The organism is Pseudoduganella guangdongensis (genome assembly GCF_009857475.1).
Classification (GTDB): domain Bacteria; phylum Pseudomonadota; class Gammaproteobacteria; order Burkholderiales; family Burkholderiaceae_D; genus Rugamonas; species Rugamonas guangdongensis.
Window position 1 is genome coordinate 183,498 of record NZ_WWCJ01000008.1, and the last position, 19,173, is coordinate 202,670.

At 64.3% G+C, this 19,173-nt stretch carries 20 protein-coding genes; 5 read left to right on the top strand and 15 right to left on the bottom strand.

Annotated elements, in window-relative coordinates; genetic code table 11:
• Nucleotides 1-15 precede the first annotated feature (15 nt).
• From GTP41_RS13210 to GTP41_RS13280, 15 genes are all read right to left on the bottom strand, one after another.
• Entirely contained in the window at nt 16-1,176 is a 1,161-nt protein-coding gene (locus GTP41_RS13210; RefSeq protein ID WP_161026043.1) for a CpaE/TadZ family protein, read from the bottom strand.
• Between the two features lie 8 nt (nt 1,177-1,184).
• Nucleotides 1,185-1,697: a TadE/TadG family type IV pilus assembly protein gene (locus tag GTP41_RS13215; protein WP_161026044.1), complete on the bottom strand. Its 513-nt coding sequence runs from the start codon at nt 1,695-1,697 to the stop codon at nt 1,185-1,187.
• An 8-nt stretch (nt 1,698-1,705) separates the two neighbouring features.
• Nucleotides 1,706-2,167, bottom strand: a complete 462-nt coding sequence (locus tag GTP41_RS13220; protein WP_161026045.1) for a TadE/TadG family type IV pilus assembly protein — start codon at nt 2,165-2,167, stop codon at nt 1,706-1,708.
• A 5-nt stretch (nt 2,168-2,172) separates the two neighbouring features.
• The gene (locus tag GTP41_RS13225) at nt 2,173-3,828 is read right to left on the bottom strand and encodes a pilus assembly protein TadG-related protein (protein WP_161026046.1); all 1,656 of its coding nucleotides are present in this window, start codon (nt 3,826-3,828) and stop codon (nt 2,173-2,175) included.
• Nucleotides 3,829-3,837: 9 nt separating this feature from the next.
• Nucleotides 3,838-4,110 carry a hypothetical protein gene (locus GTP41_RS13230; RefSeq protein ID WP_161026047.1) on the bottom strand — a complete coding sequence of 91 codons (273 nt, stop codon included), beginning with the start codon at nt 4,108-4,110 and terminating at the stop codon, nt 3,838-3,840.
• A 9-nt stretch (nt 4,111-4,119) separates the two neighbouring features.
• Nucleotides 4,120-5,685: a type II and III secretion system protein family protein gene (locus GTP41_RS13235; protein ID WP_229502840.1), complete on the bottom strand. Its 1,566-nt coding sequence runs from the start codon at nt 5,683-5,685 to the stop codon at nt 4,120-4,122.
• Between the two features lie 13 nt (nt 5,686-5,698).
• On the bottom strand, nt 5,699-6,544 hold the full coding sequence (gene cpaB, locus GTP41_RS13240; protein ID WP_161026048.1) for a Flp pilus assembly protein CpaB: 846 nt from the start codon (nt 6,542-6,544) through the stop codon (nt 5,699-5,701).
• 9 nt (nt 6,545-6,553) lie between these two features.
• Entirely contained in the window at nt 6,554-7,867 is a 1,314-nt protein-coding gene (locus tag GTP41_RS13245; RefSeq protein ID WP_202419726.1) for a DUF8689 domain-containing protein, read from the bottom strand.
• A 13-nt stretch (nt 7,868-7,880) separates the two neighbouring features.
• On the bottom strand, nt 7,881-8,501 hold the full coding sequence (locus tag GTP41_RS13250) for a methyltransferase family protein (RefSeq protein ID WP_161026049.1): 621 nt from the start codon (nt 8,499-8,501) through the stop codon (nt 7,881-7,883).
• On the bottom strand, nt 8,498-9,082 hold the full coding sequence (locus GTP41_RS13255; RefSeq protein WP_161026050.1) for an A24 family peptidase: 585 nt from the start codon (nt 9,080-9,082) through the stop codon (nt 8,498-8,500). Before GTP41_RS13255 ends, GTP41_RS13250 begins: the two co-directional genes overlap by 4 nt.
• Nucleotides 9,079-10,131, bottom strand: coding sequence for a phosphatase PAP2 family protein (locus GTP41_RS13260; RefSeq protein WP_161026051.1), 1,053 nt, complete (start codon nt 10,129-10,131; stop codon nt 9,079-9,081). Before GTP41_RS13260 ends, GTP41_RS13255 begins: the two co-directional genes overlap by 4 nt.
• On the bottom strand, nt 10,128-10,304 hold the full coding sequence (locus tag GTP41_RS13265) for a Flp family type IVb pilin (RefSeq protein WP_161026052.1): 177 nt from the start codon (nt 10,302-10,304) through the stop codon (nt 10,128-10,130). The genes GTP41_RS13260 and GTP41_RS13265 overlap by 4 nt, the downstream gene beginning before the upstream one ends.
• A 76-nt stretch (nt 10,305-10,380) precedes the next feature.
• Nucleotides 10,381-10,554, bottom strand: coding sequence for a Flp family type IVb pilin (locus GTP41_RS13270; RefSeq protein WP_161026053.1), 174 nt, complete (start codon nt 10,552-10,554; stop codon nt 10,381-10,383).
• Nucleotides 10,555-11,017: 463 nt separating this feature from the next.
• Entirely contained in the window at nt 11,018-11,707 is a 690-nt protein-coding gene (locus GTP41_RS13275; RefSeq protein ID WP_161026054.1) for a response regulator, read from the bottom strand.
• Nucleotides 11,708-11,714: 7 nt separating this feature from the next.
• Nucleotides 11,715-13,406 (bottom strand): sensor histidine kinase, encoded by a 1,692-nt coding sequence (locus tag GTP41_RS13280; protein ID WP_161026055.1) that lies wholly within the window; start codon nt 13,404-13,406, stop codon nt 11,715-11,717.
• Nucleotides 13,407-13,536: 130 nt separating this feature from the next.
• On the opposite strand from GTP41_RS13280, the gene htpG reads away from it, so the two are divergent.
• The 5 genes from htpG to GTP41_RS13305 all read left to right on the top strand — a co-directional run bounded on the left by htpG (nt 13,537) and on the right by GTP41_RS13305 (nt 19,125).
• Complete coding sequence (gene htpG / locus GTP41_RS13285) at nt 13,537-15,417, top strand: molecular chaperone HtpG (RefSeq protein ID WP_161026056.1); 1,881 nt, start codon at nt 13,537-13,539, stop codon at nt 15,415-15,417.
• 111 nt (nt 15,418-15,528) lie between these two features.
• Nucleotides 15,529-16,326: a glycosyltransferase family 2 protein gene (locus GTP41_RS13290; protein WP_161026057.1), complete on the top strand. Its 798-nt coding sequence runs from the start codon at nt 15,529-15,531 to the stop codon at nt 16,324-16,326.
• The gene (locus GTP41_RS13295; RefSeq protein ID WP_161026058.1) at nt 16,323-16,709 is read left to right on the top strand and encodes a GtrA family protein; all 387 of its coding nucleotides are present in this window, start codon (nt 16,323-16,325) and stop codon (nt 16,707-16,709) included. Before GTP41_RS13290 ends, GTP41_RS13295 begins: the two co-directional genes overlap by 4 nt.
• The gene (locus GTP41_RS13300; RefSeq protein WP_161026059.1) at nt 16,706-17,644 is read left to right on the top strand and encodes a glycosyltransferase family 2 protein; all 939 of its coding nucleotides are present in this window, start codon (nt 16,706-16,708) and stop codon (nt 17,642-17,644) included. The genes GTP41_RS13295 and GTP41_RS13300 overlap by 4 nt, the downstream gene beginning before the upstream one ends.
• Nucleotides 17,641-19,125: a hypothetical protein gene (locus GTP41_RS13305; protein ID WP_161026060.1), complete on the top strand. Its 1,485-nt coding sequence runs from the start codon at nt 17,641-17,643 to the stop codon at nt 19,123-19,125. The genes GTP41_RS13300 and GTP41_RS13305 overlap by 4 nt, the downstream gene beginning before the upstream one ends.
• Nucleotides 19,126-19,173 lie beyond the last annotated feature (48 nt).

Here is a 19,173-nt window from a genome sequence, read left to right on the forward strand (position 1 = left end):
GGTGTGCTCCATGGACTAGGCACGTTGGAGGATTCGGGACAGCCAGCCGCGCGAATCGGTGCTGCCTTCGCCGGCCAGGGTACGCGCCAGGTCCTGTAGGGCCTTGGAAATGGGACTGGTGCGCTGCAGCTGCAGGATCGGCACGCCCTGGTTGACCGAGGCGGCGGCTGCTTCATAGTGGTTCGGGATGGTGCGGAACATCTCCATGCCATAGGCTTGTTCGCAGTCGCGCAGGCGGATGTCGCCGTTGTTCGAATGGCGGTTGACGATCAGGTGGATTTTGTCCTTGCGATAGTCAAGCGAGCGGAACACTTGCAGCAGGCGCTTGCCGTCGCGGATATACGGCAGCGTGGCCTGCAGGATGGGGAAGATCATATCGGCCTGGTCCAGCGCGCGCACCGAGACGGCGTCCAGGCTGCGACCAATGTCGAGCAGCACGAAGTCGTAGTGCTGGCGCGCCAGGCGCAGCAGGGCGTCCACATGCTCGGGGTGCACGTCGTTGGCCTGGGTCGGGTCGTCCGGCGCGGCCAGCACGTGGAAATTCGGGGTCACCTGCACCATGCTGGAGAACAGCAGCGAGGCGTCCAGGCGGTGAATCTGCTGCGCCACGCTGGCCACGCTGGCGGCCGGGCGCTGGTCGGACACGAACAGGGAGGCGTCGCCGAACTGCAGGTTGAAGTCGAACAGCGCCACTTTCTTGCCTTCGGCGGCGGCCAGGGCGTAGCCCAGGTTGGCGGCCAGGAAGGTGGCGCCGCTACCGCCTTTGCAGGAAATAAAGGCCAGCACCTTGCCCAGCGAGCGGGCGCTGAAGTTGCGCTTTTCGTCGATGCGGCGCACGGCCGACTGCAGGGCGCTGGCCTCGATCGGCATCGGCATCACTTCGCGCACGCCGGCGCGCATGGCTTGCAGCAGGAAGTCCGGGGTCTGCTGCTGGCAGGCCAGGATGATGGCCATGTCCGGGTGCTGCACGCTGAGCGTTTCCAGCCGGTCCAGGTCCTCGCCGTTCAGTAGCGGCTGCGCCACCAGCAGCAGGTCCGGCCCGGCGCCTTCGAAGCGCGGCAGCTTGTCCAGCAGACCAGGCAGTACATCCACCTGGTCGGACTGGCTGCGCTCGCGCAAGATGCGGGCAATCTCGAACAGTTGCTTGTCGTTGCTGGAGATGGCGGTGATCTTCATGGCGGTACTCAGTTGGTAAAGCCGAGACTCTCGGCATACATGACAACCTTGGTGGACGGCATGGCGATGTTGAGCATGCCGAACAGGCTGACCACGGGAACAAAGGTGACGTTGTCGAGCGAGACACTGACGCTGTAGATGCAATCGTTGACGCGCAGGGCGTCGTTGCAGGCGGACATATTGTCGCCGGCGTCGAGCGGCGTATTGGTGACTTCGTTGCCGGCCACGTTCAGGTACTTGATGGTGATGTTGCTGGTGCCGACTTCGGGCGCGGCCGGCACGCTGGTGCCGCCAAACAGCGCAATGGTCTTGATGGCGGCGGTCTGGTCAACCCAGCGGATTACCGCCTCGCGCGCGCCGCGGCGGGTCACTTCCTGCATGGTGTTATACAGGTACATCATGCGGCCCAGTTCGACGATGCCCAGCACCAGGGTGAAGAACAGCATGCTGATCAGCGCGAATTCGACGATCGCGGCGCCGCGCTGGCGGGCGAGTGGTGGCGGGAGGTGTGGGCGTTTCATGGCAGGCCTCACAGCATGTGGCGCATGGTGGTGCGCGGGGTCAGATTGATGACGCGGACGGCGTTGCCGATCAGGGGCACGGTCTGGCCGATGCTGACCGAGTAGCCGGTGATCTCGACCCGCACGCCGCCCAGGGTGGTCATGCCGTCGGTGCAGGTGGTGTCGTTGTAGCTGGTGTCCAGGCAGGTCACGGTGACGTAGCTGGAGTTGAAGGTGTTCATGCCGGCGGCGATGGCGGCGTTGGCGACCACGGTCTTGGCGGCGGGTACGCCGGCCGAGTTGATGGTGGCGACCTTGGCCACGCTCATGGCGCGCGCGCCGTCGCGCGTGGCCTTGCTCAGGGCGTCGTAGAACCAGAAGGCGCGCCCGAGTTCGAAGATCCCGGCCAGCAGCACCACCAGGATGACCGCCACCAGCGCAAACTCGATCAGCGCGGCGCCGGATTGTTTGGTTGTTGGACGATGGGCCATGGCGTTCACTTGTACAGTTTGACTTCGGACGAAGGGACCGGCTCCACCAGGCCGGTGAACTCGACGAACAGTTTTTTCGGCGAGCCGCTGAAATCGGCTTTTTTCTGCATGAAGAACTTGCCGATACCGACCACGTTCATTACGCCGCAGGCGCCGCTGCCGACCGGCGGGGTGCGGCAGTCGATCAGCACGATGTTCAGGATGCGGCGGTCGGCCACGCCGGGGCGGCCGGCCGGGGACAGGAAGTAGTTGCTGTCGCCGGTCTGGTTGTAGGGCGATGGCGGGTTGCTTATGCTGAAGCCGTTGCCGACGCTGGTTGGGTAGTTCGCCTCGGTGAGGTAGTCATTCACACCGGCGCCGACCTGGCCGTACATCAGCTTGTCGGTGTCCAGGACTTTGCCACCGATGGTGCTGTTCGCCTGGGCTGGCGTGATCAAGGTGGTGCCATTGCTCTGCACTGGGCGGCCATAGGACCAGAGCGGGCCATAGTTGGCAAACGGAGCTGAACCAGCAGGGAGGCGGGGCACTCCAGCCGCGCCCGATAACGTGGGCCAGATTTTTGCGCCGGAAGTCGCGGCCGAAGCTTCGGCTGGCGTCGCGTAGCGTGGCGTAGACAGGGAGCCGCTGGTGACGGTCGAGATGCCCATCTGGCTGGGCAGGTCGTTCGCGCCGGTCTCCATCCAGTTGATCGGCGGCGTGGTGGCGATATTGTTGCTGTTGTTATTGACGCAGTCGGAGCCGCCCGCCTTGCATGGGTATTCCTTGACGTTGATGTCGGGGGGGGCGGAACCAGGGTCGCATTGCGAGCCGCCGCTGTAGTCGTTGAAACGTGAGTTAAGCGCCTTGTCGAGCGAGGAAGTCATGCCGGTGTTGGTGTACACCTGGCCGACCCCGGTCGGCAGCACGGCGCTGTTGCCGACGCACATGAAGGGCGCGGTCACGTTGGCGGAGCTGTTGCCGGCGTTGCAGGCGCCGGGTGGCGAGTTGATTGGATTGATCTGGTAGGGGTCGGAGGTGGCGCCACCCAGTGAGCCCAGTTCAAAAACGTTGTAGGTGACGCCGCGGCGGAAGCCGTATTCCACCAGTTCGGTAAAGGTGCCGTAGTTGTAGCTGGCGGTGCGGGTGGTCGGGTCGACGGCGCAGATGCCGATTGGGGTTACGGTATTGGTGTAGCGGCCGGCCACAGCGGAGCCGTAGGTCTGGGTGGTGTTGCGGCCCGCTACGCGCATCAGGTAAGTATTGATGCTGGTGGCCGTGCCGCCGTTGCCGCCGGTGCGGGTATCGACTTCGACAAAGCTGCGGCCATTCGGGTTGGATTGCGTATCCGCCACCGTGTACCACGGACCGTCGGGCGTGGGGCCGAAGCGGAAGTTGGCGTCCTGCAGCGTCATGGTGCTGCCGAAGTCATAGCGGTTTTTCAGGGCCAGCGCCTTGCCGGTGGCGACCGCCTTGTTGACGCCCGCCGTGCTGTTGTCCAGATCCTTGGCGGCCGCCAGGGCCGAGGCGTCGGCCATGTTTTGCAGCTCGGATTTGACGATGTACAGGTGGCCCAGGTCGAGCACCAGCCCTGCCACCGGGATCAGCACCAACAGCATGAGCAAGCCCGTCATCACAGCGATGGCGCCGCGTTGCTGTTTGCGATAAGGGGCGGGCTGGCGCATGGCAGTCTCCTATTTACCCAGGCCGATGGTGAAGCCGTTGGTTTTCTCGGGTGCTTTAAAGGACTTGATGTACTGGTCGTAACCCAGCTTGGCGGTGGCGGCGGGCATGCCGCTGGCCGTTGCCATATTGCGGTCGGCGGCGGGGTTGATGACCTGGGCATTTTTCATGTCGGTCAGCGATTGCCCCAGCACCTTATCGGCATGCGGTGCTGGCACGGCGCAGGCGGCCAGCGTCAGGGGCAGCAGGGCGGTGCCAGCGGCGCGCAGGAAGGAATGGCTCATGATGGACTCCTAGTTCAGGTCAAAGCCGCCGCTGCCGGCTGGCTTGGCGGGCTGGTTCTGTGGCTTGTTCTCTTGCGGCGGCGGGCCTTCCAGCTTGCCGTTCATGATGCGCGAGACGCGGCTTGGGTCGGTCACCTGGGCGGTCGGCAGGCGCTCGGCGAAGTCGGGCGGCAGCGGCTTGACCAGGCGCGGCGTGATCACGAACACCAGTTCGGAGCGGTCGTTCTGGAAGTCGTTGGAGCGGAACAGGGCGCCCAGCACCGGCACTTCGCCCAGCACCGGCAGGGCTTTGATGTTGGTGGTGGTGCTGTTCTTGATCAGGCCGCCGATAGCGAAGCTCTGGCCGTCGTACAGTTGCACCACGGTGGAGGCGCGGCGGGTGGTGAAGGAGGGCAGGATGGCGATGCCGTTCACGCCGCTGGCGGAAATGCCCACGCCTTCCTTGTTCAGCTCCGACACTTCCGGCGCCACCTTCAGGTTGATGCGGCCGTCGGCCAGCACGGTCGGGGTGAATTTGACGGCCACGCCGAACTCCTTCTCTTCCAGCGTGACGCGGGTGAAGCCGCCTTCCGGCGTGGACGAAACCGGGATGTAGATGCGGCCGCCCGCCAGGAAAGAGGCTTCCTGCCCGCTGATGGCCATGACGTTCGGCTCGGCCAGCATCTTCACCAGGCCGTCGCGTTTTTGCGCGTCGATGGTCAAGAAGTTGCCGTTGCGTTTATTGAAGGCGTCCAGCAAGCCCGGATTGCCGGTCAACAGGTTGGACAGCAGGGTGTAGGTCCAGTTGCCGATGGCGTGGCTGGCGCCGATGCTGGCGCCCAGCTGGTCGACCAGCGACTTGGAGACTTCGGCCACCTTCACCTCCAGCATCACTTGCTGCGGCGCCGCCACTGTCATCATGTTGATGATTTTGATCGAAATGCCGCCTTCGCCCTGGGCGCCGCCGCCACCACCGCTGGAGCCGGGGCTGGCGGCGCCGGGGCCGCCGCCGGAAGGACGGGCGCGCGAGATGAAGGCGTTGGAGAGTTGCAGTACGTGGTCGGCCATGACCACGTCCGGCACCATGCCGCTCAACATGATGGAGTCGGCCGCCGGGGTCACCTTGACCATGCCTTTCTGGCCGGTCAGCTTGTCGATGCCGTCCTGCAGCGTCGCCACGTCGGTGCTGACGGTCAGGTCGGCGATGATGGTGTCGCCGGTTTTCTGCCACAGGATCAGGTTGGTGGTGCCGACCGTGCGGCCCAGCATATACAGTTCTTTCGGATTGAGCAGGATCACGTCCGCGATGCGGGCGTCGCCCACCGCCACCCGCGCGGCGGCGTGCTGCAGGCGCACGATGCTGGACTTGCCCTCGGCCAGTTGCATGGCTGGCGCCAGTTCGGTGCGGCCTTCGGTCACCGGCAGCGTGCCGGGCGCCTTGGTGTCCAGCGCCGGCCGGGCCTTGGCTTTGGCCTTGGGCTGCTGCGTGACCACGGCCGCTTCGGCCGCCACCTGGGCGGCGGCGGGCGTGAGCACGACGGGCATAGCGAGCATGGCGCCGAGGATGGCTGGTACAGCGGTGCGAATCCGTTTCATGGGGAGGCTCCGTTCAGAATTGTTGGCTGCTGCGATCCAGTCCTTTGATGACTTCCACTTTGACGCCGGGCTGCGGTACTGTGGCGACCTTGCGCACTGGCGCCGGTTTGGGCGCCGGTGCGGCGGCGGCCTTCGGTGCGGGTGCCGCGGCCACTTGCGGCCCGAGCAGGGAGGTCTTGGTGGCGCCGCTGGTCAGTGCCGGGTTAGGGTCGACCTGGTTGCGCAGCACCAGCGACAGGCTGCCCACGCTGCGCGCCAGGTCCAGTTTTTCCACCTGGTCCGGCGTCAGCTCCAGCGTGACCGCGTTCACCACCTTTGGTTTGGTGTCGTCGCGCGACGATTCCTGCGCCACGGCCAGCACCAGGATGCGCTCCAGCACGATTTTGGAGATGGTCGGGTCCTTGTTGGCGCGCGGGCCTTCTTCCTGCGTATTGACCAGAATGTCGACGTAATTGCCGGGCAGGGCGAAGCCGGCCACCCCTACCACGTCGTTGACGCGCACGGTCATGGCGCGCTTGCCCTCTGCCACCACCGCCGACAGGCCGCCCTGGGTGCCGGGCGGCGCCAGCTTGGCCTCCAGGATCGGTTCGCCGCGCGTGATGCTGCTCTTGGCGACGCGCGATTCAAGCAGCTTGTCGTCCTTGATGGCGCCGGGTGGCTGCACGGAAGCCGGCCAGTCCACCAGGCGCACCATATCGGGCGTGATGCGCGCGCCCAGGCTGATGTCAACCTGCGCCACCGCCACCTTGGCCGTGTTGCCGGTGGCCTGCGCGTTGATCCAGCGCGCCGCCACCACCACCGCCACAAAGGCCAGTGCAACGGCTACCACCATCATGATCATTGCTCGCGTATTCCTCATGGTATTCCCCTAAGCCGCAAAGTAGTTGTTCCAGGCCCACTCGAGCGAACCGATATCGAGCGCGGGCAGGCGTCCTTCGTAGGCGGCCAGGTCGCGCAGCTGCGAGATCAGGTCGCGTGGATAGCAGGCCATCAGCGGCCGCTCGTGCAACTGGTGGTGGCGCATCAGCCAGGCAAAGGCTTCGGCCTCGAACGGCACCGAGTAGCGCTGGCACACCTGGCGGAACACGGTTTCGTACTGCTCCGGTTGCAGCGGGCCGACGTGGATCTTGTAGCCCAGGCGGCGCAGGAAAGAGCCGTCGGCCAGCGATTCGGGCGGCAGGTTGGAGGAGAAGATCACCACCACGTCGAACGGCACCGGGAATTTGTAGCCGTTTTGCAGCGACAGGTAGTCCACCTGCCGGTCCATCGGCACGATCCAGCGGTTCATCAGCTCCACGGGCGAGCAGCGCTGGCGCCCCAGGTCGTCGATGATGAAGATGCCGCCGTTGGCCTTCAGGTGCGGCGGCGCCTGGTACAGGCGGGTGGTCGAGTCGAAGCGCAGGTCGAGCATGTCCAGGGTCAGCTCGCCGCCGCAGATCACGGCCGGGCGCTGGCTGCGCACCCAGCGCTGGTCGCGCGGCGTGCGGCGGTCGAACAGCATGCCGGGTGGCGCCGTGTCCTGCACGGCGGTGTGCACCACCGGGTCGAACACGGGAATGATGTCGCCGTCCACCAGCAGGGCGTGCGGCACGGCGATCTGGCCGTTCAGCAGTCCGTTCAGGCGCTCCGCCAGGTAGGTCTTGCCGCTGCCGGCGGGACCATGCACGAAGATGGCGCGGCCCGAGTTCATGGCGGCGCCCAGCTGGTCCAGTACGGCGGGGCTGGCGACGATGCCATTGAACACCTTGCGGATGTCGTCGCGCTTGATGCGCATTTGTCCGATGCTATGGGCCCGCACGCGCTCCGCATAGTCGGCAAAGGTGACCGGCGCCGCGCCGGCATAGGCATCGCGCCGCACGAATTCGGCGGCGCGCGCGCGCCCGGTGTCGGTCAGGTTGTAGACGATGTCGGCGTCGGTGTTGCTGATCCCCTTGCGCATCATCTCGATCAGCTTTTCGGTGCGCATGAAAGCGATCACCGGGTCCAGCACCGACAGCGGCAGCTTGAGGTGGCTGGCCAGTTCATTCAGCTTGATCTGGCCGCGCAGGTACAGGATCTTGCAGGTCAGCTCCACCAGCAGCAGGAAGGGCAGGCCGGTTTCCTCCACCGTGCGCGGGGCGGGCACGCGCAGCGGGTCGTCGGCCCAGGGGCGCTTGCTTGGTTCTTCAAAGTCGGCAGGCATGGCGGGTCCCTTTTCAATAGACCAGTGGCAGGACGCGGTATTTCACGCGGCGCATATACAGCACGTAGTCGCTGTCGCGCGACAGGAAGCGCTCTTCGCGGTACAGGCGCGCCACCAGCAGGGCGGCGGCGGCCAGGCAGGCCAGGATGTTGCCGCTGCTGGTGTTGGACAGCACATAGCCCGCATAGCCCAGCAGGTAGCTGGCATACAGCGGATGGCGGATCACGCGGTACATGCCGTTGGTCTTGATCACGCGCCGCGCCGCCACCAGGCCGAAGCTGCGGTTCAGCGACAGCAGGCCGGCGATCTGGATGATGATGGCTGCCACCATCAGCACGCGTGCCGCCGGCAGCAAGGCTTGTTCGGCGGCCGGAATGAACAGGAAGGGGGCGCCGGTGGAGGCGATGGCCAGGGCCCAGTCCAGCGGCGAATGCGACACGGCGGCCGGCTCCGAGCGCAGCACGAAGAGCAGCGCCACCAGGGTTTCCGAGGCCACGAACAGCAGGTAGCTCCAGTCGCCGCTGGCCTGGAAGGCGCGCCAGTGCGCCACCGAGAACAGCAGCCAGATGCAGGCCAGCGCCGTGGTGGCCAGCACATTGACCGCGCGCGAGCCGAGGATATGGGTGTTGGTCATAACATGCTCCAACCGAAATAGCGGGTCAACAAGAGGTAGGCCACGGTGCCGGTGGCAATCGCCACCGCGTAAGGCAACTGGCCGGTGGCCGTTACCGGTGCATCGACGCGGGCGCTGCCGCCGGACAGGCCGCGCAGCACGCTGCCCAGGACCATGACCTTGACATTGCCGGCCACCTTGCGCAGGCTGCCCTGGAACAGCGCCACCAGCAGGGCCAGCACGCCGCCGGCCAGCACGCTGGACAGGCCGGCGCCCAGCGTATCGAGCGGGCCGAGGAAAGCGCCGATGGCGGCCATCAGCTTGACGTCGCCCGCGCCCATGGCGCCCAGCGCATACATCGGCAGCAGCAGCACCAGGCCCAGGGCCATGCCCGCCAGGCCCTTCAGGAAGCCCAGCGCGCCAAACGGTTCGCTGAACAGGCCCGCGCCCGGGGTCACGGTGGCCTGCAGGGCCAAGCCGGCCAACAGGCCCGCCAGCACCAGCTGGTTCGGGATGCGGCGGCTGCGCACATCGGTCGCCACCGCCCACGCCAGCAGGGTGGCCAGCAACAGCGCAGGCACCACGCTGCGCAGATCCATCATGGCGCGCTCCCTTGCACGATGCGGCCGCTGATATGCCAGATGAGCCAGGCGCCCAGGCCGCCCACATAGCCGTCCAGCGCGTAGTGCCAGGCCAGGTGCACCGAACCGATCATGACCAGCGTAGCAAAGACGGTGAGGGCGATGCCGGCGGCGCGGTTCAGGCGCCAGCCCAGCAAGGCAAGCAGCACGGCGGTGCCCACATGCATGCTGGGCATGGCGGCGATGCTCAGGGCATTGTGGCCGGAATTGGTGGTGTAGTCAGTCCACAGCATGTCCTGCACCTGCAGGGCCAGCACGGGGATGGTCTGGTCGGCCTCGCGCAGCAGCGCCATCTGCGCCGCGAACGGATCGGCGCCGGCCACCACGTTGCCGTAGAAGCAGGGACCGACCGAGGAAAAGAACAGCGCCACGATATTCCCCAGCACGATCCAGCTCAGCACAAAACTGAGCATGAACTGCATGCGCAGGGCGCGGCGCTCCATATGGAAGGCCAGCCAGTAGATGGTGGCGAACATGATGAAGAACCACAGGTGATAGTTGTAGTTGACGATGGCCGTCATCAGCGGCGAACCGAACACCGGCTGCAGCCATTCCCACGGCTGGCGGCCGAAATGCAGCCAGGCGTCGGCGGCGGCCAGACGCGCATCCCAGGCGAAGGGCTGGAACATCGGCACGGCGGCCTTCACCACGGTGAAACTGGCGGCGAACAGCGGGATGATGGCCAGCACCGGCATTGCGAACAGCAGGCGCTCCACGGTCAGGTAAGCGGCCAGGTGCTGGCGCAGGTAGCGCACCAGCTGCGCCGGGCGCTTGATGACCATGACGTAAATCGTATAGCCGCACAGGGCGAACACCAGGCCCATGGCCAGGCTGCCAAGATAGCCTGGCAGCTGCAGGTTCTGGCGGTACTTATCGGGAAAAGCCCAGCACAGGGCCAGCGCCACGAAGAAGTGGACGGCAACCACCGACAGCAGCACGGCATGCTCGGCGAACAGCTTGCGCAGCAGCAGGCTGCGGGCCGCGATGGGCGTGGTGAGGACGGCGCTCATGATATGGCCTGGTCGACTTTGGAAGACACGTAGTTAAAGAGGGCTTGCACTTGCGTGCCAACGAAGGTGATGCTGGCGACGATAATGACGGCGATCAGGCCGGCCAGCAGGGCGTATTCGATGGCGGTGACAGCACTGTCGTTGCGGAGGAAGCGTTCGATGGGGTTCTGCACGATCATCCTCCCGGACAAAGGGAAAAAAACACCCGGGAAAGTGGGGGATACTTCCCCGGGCACAGGCACGTATTGCTTAGCTATTGGCGGTCTGCAGCTTGCTGCCGATCTTGTCGAAGGTTTTGTCGAGCTCGGTACCGACCAGTTTGACGGCAGCGATGATCACGACTGCGATCAGGGCGGCGATCAGGCCGTATTCGATAGCGGTCACACCTTGTTCATCGCGGATGAAGTTTTGGATGGTTTTCATGATGATTCCTTTCGAGGTTTTTTAATTTAATTGCACCAAAGTGTTTGCAGCTCCACGGAACAAAGCCCGCTTTACCTGCCCTTTCCAAGCGCTAGAAGCACAATGATGCCGACGACAACTGCCAGTGAGGCTACAAGTACATATTCGTAAAACATGCCACCCCGTTCATCGGCGATGAAGCTTGCGATTGCAGTTGGCGGTATTGGCTCACGCATTCTGTACTCCGGACATGGTTGTGTTGGCCTTGCCTGGTTCTAGTCTCAGCCGACATATCTGCCGTGCTGATGAGTTCACTTTAGACGTGGGGACTTTGACTTCCATCAAACATCTGTCCTGTTGTGGGCAGGACAGCTGTCACTTTTTTCTGTGACAATTCGGGACATTTGTCCCGGTTCAATGAAGATGTGTGGAGAGAAATATTTTCGGCGCTACTGCCGCTAGTGGACGGCAGGCGATAGAACTACTACATGTCGGCCTGATCGAGCCGGTGCTTGGTCGCGAACACGTACAGGTCCAGGCGGTTGGACACGCCCAGTTTGTGATAGATGGTTGTCAAATGGTTGCGCAAAGTGTGCTCTGAGATAAACAACTGTTGCGCCAAAGCCTTGTTCACTGCGCCACCACCTGTTGCAATCAAGCTGCAAATGCGCCGTTCCTTGGCGGTAAGCTGAGCAATCTTGTCCATATCGGGATCGTGGCGCCGGGTGGCTTGCGGATTGCGCATGGCCTCGAACACCCGGCTCAGCATTGGGCCGTCCAGCCACAGCTCGCCCTCCTGGACCTTCTCGATCGCCTTGAGTACGGTTTCCGCCGGCTCGTCCTTGCTGACCACGCCGCGCGCGCCCAGCATCACCGCCTTGTCCAGCAGTTCGCGGTCGCGCGTGCCCGACAGCACCAGCACGCGCGCGCCATTGCAGCCGGCCAGCAAGCGCGGCATGATGTCGAGCGAGCAGGTGCCGCCCAGGTCGATATCGAGCAGGATCACATCCGGCACCACCTCCGCCGCCATGGCCAGCGCGCTGTCGCAATCGCGCGCCGTGCCCACCACGATCATGTGGGAGGCTTCGCTTTCAATCAGCTTGCCAAGGCCCCACAGCAGGGTCTTGTGGTCATCGACCAGCAGGATGCGGATGCGCTTATCTGCTTGTCCCATAGTTACCTCACACCGGAATGACGATCTGGACTGCAGTATTGTTCTGGCGCCCGCGCTGCACGCGCGCCACGCCGCCCAGGGCGGCCGCGCGTTCAGCGATCGAGCTCGGAGTAAAGTCTAGCACCGGCTGGCCCGAACATTCATTCTCAATCCGCACAGTCAGTTGGCCCGCCGTGCAAGCCAGTTCGATAAAGCCGTTGCGCGCCGTCGTATGCTTGCAAATATTGCTCATGCCCTCGTTCACGATCTGGAACACCTCGGCCGCCAGGCGGTCGCTCATATGCAACTCACCCTTGGTTTCCACGTTGATGTGCACGTCGTAAAACTGGCGCACCTGGGTGGCCTGGCGCCGCAGCGCGATCAGGAGCTCCGGCTCCTTCATTTCCAGCCCGCCGCGCAGGCTCTTGGCATAGTTGCGCAAATCGCGGATCACCTGCGACGTCATATCCAGCAGGTTGTCCAGGTCCGGCACCAGCGGGTTGCCGGGATCGGCCTTCAGGCGGATGCCCGACACGCCATGGCGCAAGCCGATGTAGGGCTGGATGGTGGTGTCGTGCAGGTCGCGCGCAATGCGCTCCCGCTCGCGCAGCACCGCCTCCGACGCCATGCGGTCCAGCAGTTCGATGTTCTCGATGACCGGGAAGGCCTGGGCCGCGATCTGCAGCAGGAACAGCGCGTCCGACTTGGAGAAGTGGTGGCGCTGCGACACCACGATCAGCCGCCCGGAACCGCGCCGCAGCGGCACCGGCACCGCGATCAGCGACAGCGCATCCAGTAATTCGGCCAGGGTTTCACCGGCCTGCGGCTCCTCCGGCACCCAGCGCTGGCGCGCCACATCGTAGCTCTTGAGCCGCATGGTGCGCCGCAGCCAGCGCCCGCGCGGCTGGCGCAACAGCAAAATGGCATCCTCGCCGCACACCAGCAAGGGTGCCGCCGCCTCCTGCGCCAGGCTGCTGGCATGGATGGGGCGCCCGGCATTGGCCGGATTGGATGCGCGCAAAGTCCAGATGGCGGCGCTGTGATCGTGCATCAGCAAGATGCAGCTATGGGCATGGTAGAACTGGCACGTCTGCTCCAGGACGGAGCTGATGGTGCGGTCCACCCCGAAACGCGGGTTCGACATCTGGCTGACTGCATGCATCAAAGCCATGCGCTGGCGCTGAATGGTGGCCATGCCGCCCCAATGCGCGATCATATAGCCCAGGGCCAGCAGGAAGGTGGCGCGCAGCATCACCAGCGCCATCTCGGCCTGGCTATGGGTGTAGAGCGAGGTGAAGGCGAAGGCCAGCGAAGCCACCATGGTGATGCGGGCGCCTTCTTCGAAGCCGTGGCTGAAGGCCGAGGTCAGGATCGCGAAGAAAAACAGCAGGAAATAGAAGCTGGAATCGCCGCCGGTCACGTACACCATCAGGGTGAACCAGCCCACGTCCAGCCAATACACCACTTTGCTGCGGATCAGGATGGAGCGGCTGGCCAGCAGGAGCAGGGTCACGCTTTGCAGGAAATAGGCGAGAAAGACGCCCAGCGACAGGACATCGGCCCGTCCCGCCGGCTCCACCAGCAGGGTAAACAGGCAAGCCACGGCCAGCACCAGGCGCATCCAGCGCACCATGGAAGCATCCGAAGTGTCCTTCGGCAGGTTGGATGGCAACAAGCCCTGGTTGATCACAGTGTCTCCGGTGCCTTTTGTTGAATCCATGCTAAGAGTATGACTTGTCATTGTCCACAGCGGGGTTGTATTTTTGAAACGTTGCCGGGTCTTGAAATCGGTCGCCGCGGCCCCATGTGCTGCCCTTGGAAACATATCCACAAGACTACTGAGGTAAAAAATGTCAGAAAATAAACAAACCATGGGGTTCCAGGCGGAAGTCAAACAGCTGCTGCAGCTGATGATCCATTCGCTGTATTCGAACAAAGAAATCTTCCTGCGCGAGCTGGTCTCGAACGCCTCGGACGCCGCCGACAAGCTGCGTTTCGAAGCGATCAACAACGACGCCCTGTACGGCGACGACCACGAGCTGAAGATCCAGGTCAGCTTCGACAAGGAAGCGCGCACCATCACCATTTCCGACAACGGCATCGGCATGAGCCGCGACGAGGCGATTTCCCACCTCGGCACCATTGCCAAGTCGGGCACCAAAGAGTTCTTCGGCCGCCTGTCCGGCGACCAGCAGAAGGACGCCGCCCTGATCGGCCAGTTCGGCGTAGGCTTCTACTCCGGCTTCATCGTCGCCGACAAGATCACCGTCGAATCGCGCCGCGCCGGCCTGGACGCCAGCGAAGGCGTGCGCTGGGAATCGGCGGGCGAGGGCGACTACTCGGTCGAACCGATCGACAAGGCCAGCCGCGGCACCGACATCATCCTGCACCTGCGCGAAGGCGAAGACGAGCTGCTGAACGAATGGAAGCTCGAATCCATCATCCGCAAGTATTCCGACCACATCTCCCTGCCGATTCTGATGAAGAAGGAAGGCGCCGACGCGCCGGCCGCCATCAACCAGGCCAGCGCCCTGTGGGCCCGCAGCAAGAGCGAGATCACCCAGGAGCAGTACGACGAGTTCTACAAACATGTCTCGCACGACTTTGGTGCGCCGCTGACCCACACCCACAACCGGGTGGAAGGCCGCAGCGAATACACCCAGCTGCTGTACATTCCAGCCAAGGCCCCGTTCGACCTGTGGGACCGCAACAAGCGCGGCGGCATCAAGCTGTACGTCAAGCGCGTCTTCATCATGGACGACGCCGAGCAGCTGATGCCGACCTACCTGCGCTTTGTCAAAGGCGTGATCGACTCCGCCGACCTGCCGCTGAACGTCTCGCGCGAGATTTTGCAGGAATCGCGCGACGTGAAAGCCATCCGCGAAGGCTCCACCAAGCGCGTGCTCGGCATGCTGGAAGAACTGGCCAACGCCGACGAGCAGGAGAAGAAGGACAAATACGCCACCTTCTGGACTGAATTCGGCCAGGTGCTGAAAGAAGGCATCGGCGAAGACTTCGCCAACAAGGACCGTCTGGCCAAGCTGCTGCGTTTCGCCTCGACCCACAACGACAGCGACGTGCAGGACGTCTCGTTCGAAGCCTACATCAGCCGCATGAAGGAAGGCCAGGACAAGATCTTCTACGTCACCGCCGACAGCTACGCCGCCGCCAAGAACTCGCCGCACCTGGAGATCTTCCGCAAGAAAGGCGTCGAAGTACTGCTGCTGACCGACCGCGTCGACGAATGGATGCTGTCGTTCCTGAGCGACTTCGACGGCAAAGAGCTGCATTCCGTCGCCAAGGGCGGCCTCGACCTGGGCGGCATGGAAGACGAAGCCGAGAAGAAAGAGCACGCCGAGACCGAAACCCAGTACCAGGAACTGGTTGGCAAGATGAAGGAAGCGCTGGCCGACAAAGCCAAGGAAGTGCGCGTCACCTTCCGCCTGACCGACTCCCCGGCCTGCCTGGTCGCCGACGAGCATGAGTTGTCCGGCAACCTGCTGCGCATGCTGAAGGCAGCCGGCCAGAGCGCGCCCGAGTCCAAGCCCATCCTCGAAATCAACCCGCAGCACCCGCTGGTGACGCGCCTGAAGTACGAAGATGCGGCGAGCGACAAGTTCAAAGACTGGGCCCACATCCTGTTCGACCAGGCCTTGCTGGCTGAAGGCGGCACATTGACCGACCCGGCCTCCTTCGTCAAACGCATGAACGAAATGCTGCTGTCGAAGTAAGCCGGTAGGGGCCCAAAACCGGTTCGGCGCCGGTTTGGCACCTGTCGATGTAATGCAACAAAAGGGGCTGCGGCCCCTTTTCTTATTGTTGTTTGTTGCTACTATCGGGGCATGCTCGTCTCCGTCTGCATCCCCACTTACCAGGGCGCTGCCTACTTAGGGCAGGCTATCGATTCGGTACTGACGCAGTCGTTCGGCGACTTTGAGCTGGTCGTGGTCGATAACCATTCCACCGATGGCACCGAGGAATTGGTCGCCGCTTATTCTGATTCCCGTATCCGCTTCTTTCGCAATGAGCGCAACCTGGGGGCGGAGGCGAATTGGAACCGCTGCCTCGCCGAGGCGCGCGGGACCTATATCAAGCTGCTTCCCCATGATGATTTGCTGGCGCCGGATTGCCTGCGGCAGCAGGTCGCTGCGCTGGAGCGGGACCAGCGCCTGGCGCTGGCTTTCTGCGCGCGCACCGTCCTGGATGGGGCCGGACGGCCGCTCATGCAGCGCGGGTATGGGCGCGCTGGCGATGGGCTGGTGCCGGCCGCCGTGCTGCGTCGGCAGTGCCTGCGCCGCGGCACCAACCTGCTGGGCGAGCCGGGGGCGGTGCTGTTCCGCCGTTCGCTGGCGCAGAAGGTGGGGGGATTTGATGGCGAAATAGCGTATGTGATCGACCTGGATTACTGGTTCCGCCTTCTCCAGCATGGGGATGCCTGGTATTGCGCGGCGCCGTTGGCGAGCTTTCGTGTGACTGCCGGTTCCTGGAGCGCGCAGATCGGGCGTAGCCAGGGCGAGGCGTTCCGCCGCTTCCTGCGCAAGACGGGCGCGCGCGGCTTCGACCTGCTGGCGGGGAGCGTGATGGCGCGGGTGAATAACCTGCTGCGGATGGCGTTCTACCGCTTCGGCGTGCGGGCATGAGCGCGGCGCGGGCGCTGTGGCAACGGCGCTGGCTGCGCTTTCTGCTGGTGGGTGGTGTCAATACGGCGGCGAGTTATGCGGTCTATGCGCTTTTGCTGTTCCTTGGGCTGCCGTATGCGCTGGCGAATCTTGGCGGCCTTGTCTTCGGTATCGTGTTCAGTTTTCGCACGCATTCGGCTTTGGTGTTCCGGCAGGCGGGTGGGCGGCCTTTTCCGCGCTATCTCCTTGCTTGGGCGCTGCTGTATGGCGTGAACGTCCTGCTGATTGGCGGCTTTATGCGCCTTGGGCTGGATGCGTATTGGGCTGGCGCTGCGGCGATCGCGCCGATGGCGTTGCTGTCTTACCTGGTGCAGAAGCAGTTTGTGTTTGGAGACCCGGCATGAGCGCAAAACTGGCAATCGTCGTTCCTTGCTATAACGAGGAGGAGGTTTTCCCGACCACGGTGGCGCGTTTGCTGGCGCTGCTCGATGGCCTGCAGGCGCGCGGTGCGGTGACGCCGGATAGCTTCCTGCTGTTCGTGGATGACGGCAGCCGTGACCGTACCTGGGCGCTGATCGAGGAGCATACGGCGCGTGATCGCCGGGTGCACGGCTTGAAGCTGTCGCGCAATTGCGGTCACCAGAACGCTTTGCTGGCCGGGTTGGCGCTGGCGGATGCGGATGCCCTGGTGTCGATCGATGCCGACCTGCAGGATGATCCCGAAGTGATCACGGCCATGGTCGCGAAGTTCCATGAGGGCTGCGAGGTGGTCTACGGTGTGCGCAATTCGCGCGCTTCGGACAGTGCCTTCAAGCGCGTGACGGCGCGCGGCTATTACCGCACCATGCAGCTGTTCGGGGTGGAGATCGTGTACGACCATGCCGACTTCCGTCTCTTGAGCAAACGCGTGGTGGCGCATTTGCAGGAGTACGCGGAGGTGAATATGTTCCTGCGGGCGGTGATCCCGCTGCTTGGCTTTCGCAGCGATATCGTCTATTACGAGCGCGCGCCTCGATTTGCGGGCATTTCCAAGTACCCGCTGCGCAAGATGCTGGCCTTTGCCATGACGGGCGTCACCTCGTTCAGCGTGGCGCCGCTGCGCTTCATTACCTTGCTGGGCTTCCTGACCTTCATGTTCAGTTTTGTGATGGTGTTCTGGGTGCTGTACGGGAAACTCATGCACGGGAATGTGATCCCTGGCTGGGCGTCGTCGGTGATTCCGATTTATTTCCTGGGCGGGGCGCAGTTGCTGAGCATCGGCGTGCTGGGCGAGTATGTGGCGAAGATTTACCTGGAGAGCAAGCGGCGGCCGCGCTATATCGTGGAGAAGCAGGTGTGAGCGCCGTGCCGGACGGGCTGGCGGCGCGCACCGGCCAGGACGCGGCGCCGCGCTGGCTGCGGCGGGCGCCGTGGCTGCTGGGGGCGCTGACCCTGGCTTGCGGGCTGGCGGCGAACTTCTTTTATGTGCTGAACCACGATGTGTCCTACCTGCTGTACATCGCGGGGCGGCTCTTGCAGGGGGCGACCCTGTATGTGGACCTGCCTGAAATTAATCCGCCCCTGATCGTCTGGCTTAACCTGCCGGTGGCCTGGCTGGCGCAGGCTTGGGGCGTGCCCGAGCCGCAGGTGCTGCGGGTGGTGCTGCTGGCCCTGGGGTGCGCGGTGGTGGCATGGTCCGGCGCTATCCTGCGCGGCTGGCTGGGGCATCCGATGCTGGTGGCGTGGCTGGTGGCTGCGCTGTATGTGGTGCTGCTGCTGCCGGGGTATGCCTTCGGCCAGCGCGAGCACATTGCGTTGATGTGCACCTTGCCTTACCTGGCGGAGGCGGCGCGCCGCGTCGATGGCCAGCCTGTCGGGCGCGGGGCGCACCTCGCGGTGGCGGCGCTGGCCAGCCTTGGCATGGCGATCAAGCCGCATTTCCTGCTGGTGGCGCTGCTGGTGGAAGGCTTTGCCTGGCTGCGTGTGCGGCGCCTGGCGCCGGGCTGCCTGCTGGCTGCTGCGCTGTTGCTGGCCTACCTGGGCGCGGTGCTGCTGTTCGCGCCGGCCTATCGCGACATGCTGCGCCTGCTGGCGGGCGGCTATTGGGCGCATTCCAGCGGCTGGCTGGTCTTCCTGCGCCAGCCGTACTTCTACGCGACGGTGGTTTTGCTTGGGCTGGCCGCCGCGTCGCGGGTGGAGGCGCGTACGTTGCCGCGTGTGCTGCTGCTGGCCAGCGGCGGCTTCGCGGCGGCGGCGCTGATCCAGCATAAGGGCTGGTCCTACCATTGGCTGCCGGCGCTGTCGCTGGCCTGGCTGGCTTTCGCGCTGGGCATCGCGCAGGCGACGCGCCAGCGCCAATGGCAGGGGCACCCACTGGCGCCGCTGATCATCAGCGCGGCGGTGGCGCTGGCCTCGGTGCTGGCGCTGGCGGTGGCGGTCAGCAAGGGACGCCTGTCCAACCCCAATCCCAGCCAGCTGGCGCCCCTGATCCGCGAACTGGGTGGCGGGCCGGTGATCGTGTTCTCGAATTTCGAGGCATCCTTCCCGCTGGTGACGGAGCCGGGCATCGGCTCGTCCACGCGCTTTCCGACCATGACCATCGTCGGCGCCATGGAGCAGGGCGGTAACGCGGCGTCGATCGCCTGGGTGCGGCGCTCGTTTGCGGAAGACTTCTATCGCAAGCCGCCGCGCCTGCTGCTGATCGAAACCCGGGAGGACGGCCGGCCGATTGTCGATTTTGTCGCCTATTTCGGACGCGATGTGCCTGAGTTGCAACAGTACCGCCTGGTGCGCCGTACCCCGCGCTTCATGGTATTGGCGGCGCCGCGTGAGATTTGGTGAGACTTTAAGTGGTTTCGGAAGTCATAATCAAAACACACCCGCACCTGC